Genomic DNA, 457 nt, shown 5'->3' on the forward strand with positions numbered 1-457 from the left:
GGGGTGACATACTCAAATCTGCGACTTCAAAGGGGGGGTAGGGGGTACACCTCGGATGCTGTAATGCAGAAAAATCACTTTGTTGCCGTCTTGATTGCTTGATTGCACATGACTTTGGAATTGTGCTGCAAATAAGGTTTTGCGTTGCTCAAAACATACCTTGCTATTGTCACATGACAATAGGTTTATAATATGCCCTCCGAAGTCGGGCAATGGCACTGAAGCAACTTTTGTCCGGGCAAAAGTACAACTTGCTAAACATTGTCTGCATCATCATCGAGAATGAAGTCGGCCGGAGAAAAAGCACCCCGACAGTACAAACGACAGCCGGGGCGAGTTGGATAAAACAAGCATCATGTCTGCTTGCAGCTCAAAGTTACAAATTCTTTCAGACATCGGCAAATGCACCGAAAATGGCGGTCAAAAATATTTGTATCAAAATATATCTATATAATTG

General features: G+C 43.3%; 1 protein-coding gene. It reads left to right on the forward strand.

Features of this window, described 5'->3' with window-relative positions; translation table 11 throughout:
- Positions 1-212 precede the first annotated feature (212 nt).
- A partial coding sequence (locus QZ327_RS13960; protein ID WP_294620290.1) for a hypothetical protein occupies positions 213-457 on the forward strand: 245 nt, incomplete at its 3' end.

The organism is uncultured Bacteroides sp. (assembly GCF_910578895.1).
In the GTDB taxonomy this organism is placed as follows: domain Bacteria; phylum Bacteroidota; class Bacteroidia; order Bacteroidales; family Bacteroidaceae; genus Bacteroides.